The organism is Halomonas sp. G15 (assembly GCF_021282295.1).
Lineage (GTDB): Bacteria > Pseudomonadota > Gammaproteobacteria > Pseudomonadales > Halomonadaceae > Halomonas > Halomonas alimentaria.
The window spans coordinates 1-1,065 of sequence record NZ_JAJSPA010000092.1 but is presented as its reverse complement, the minus strand read 5'-3'; the positions used below and the strand labels follow the sequence as shown (position 1 = coordinate 1,065).

The 1,065-nt window shown below is 59.2% G+C and carries 3 pseudogenes; 2 read left to right on the top strand and 1 reads right to left on the bottom strand.

From position 1 onward, the window contains the following. Both LWH48_RS18105 and tnpB read left to right on the top strand, forming a co-directional pair. A pseudogene (locus LWH48_RS18105) lies at positions 1-236 on the top strand (DUF4172 domain-containing protein); the annotation flags it as partial. Positions 237-321: 85 nt separating this feature from the next. Next, positions 322-669: pseudogene (gene tnpB, locus LWH48_RS18475) on the top strand (IS66 family insertion sequence element accessory protein TnpB); the annotation flags it as partial. A gap of 54 nt (positions 670-723) precedes the next feature. Here the strand turns inward: tnpB and LWH48_RS18100 are convergent. Then, positions 724-861 (bottom strand): annotated as a pseudogene (locus tag LWH48_RS18100) (helix-turn-helix domain-containing protein); the annotation flags it as partial. Between the last annotated feature and the right edge of the window lie 204 nt (positions 862-1,065).

The following is a 1,065-nucleotide window of genomic DNA, read 5'->3' as shown; positions in this document are numbered from 1 at the left end:
ACCGCCTGCTGGATGGCGGTGAGAGAGGCTTCGAACACGGTATCAGTGCGTCGCAGTACCAGAAAGTCGCCAAGGTCAGTAAGGCAACCGCCACCCGTCACCTCGCTGGGCTGGTCGAGAAGGGTTGTTTGGTGAAGCTTCCCGGAGGTGGCCGAAGCACGCGCTATCAGGTGCCGGAACTGCTCAGTCAGGACGGTGGTGAGTGGGCGTCCCCCACGACGACGGAGCGCTCCTGAAGATACGTATCCTCTTCCTTCGGCAGCTCCAGGAAGGACGTCCTCGACGGCCACCAGTTCCTTGCGGCCCTGCTCCGTGACGCCGATGATCACCAGCAGAAGCCCCGCATCCATGCTCCGCATGATGCGGGGAGCATTCACGACGGGCAGGTCAAAACATCACGTCAAAGGTGGGGAGCAGTCACAGAGTAAACTCTGGGCCGGGCGCAGAATCCACAGGCCTCGGCACCCAGCCACCGACATGCGTTGCTCGTATGATGGACTGGGCGCCCTGGTACGCCGACAGCTGGGCCAGAATCCGCTGAGCGGGCACGGTTTCATCTTCATCAACCGGCGGCGCACCCAGCTCAAGTGCCTGTACTTCCAGGCCGGTGGCTACTGCGTGTGGAGCAAACGACTGGAGCGCGGGCGCTTCGCTACCCTGTCGCCCACCGCCGGCCAGGCGATCACGCTCAGCCATGCCGAGTTCGAAGCCTTGATCGAGGGGCTCGAACCAGGCATCCGTACGTTCGCGCAGAAAGTGATTATAGACGTACCGCACGCAACCGAACGTCCGAGCCAGCTGGTCTGCCTGCTCGGGGGTTGGGGTGAAGCGATAGCGGTATGCGCGCAAGACGGTAGCCATACGTCAAATACAGCGTGTTATATTTAGCCTGTTAAGCAGAGGCGCTAGCGCCCCTCGCGCTTTCCTTCCTCACACTAGAAGTTCTTTATAGCAGAATATGTGTAAATGAGTGAGTGAGTGAAATAAAGCCCTGCTTTTTCAGGGCTTTATTTCCCCCGAATTTTCTACACACTATGTAATCGTGTGTGTAAGAAGCCTCGGTTC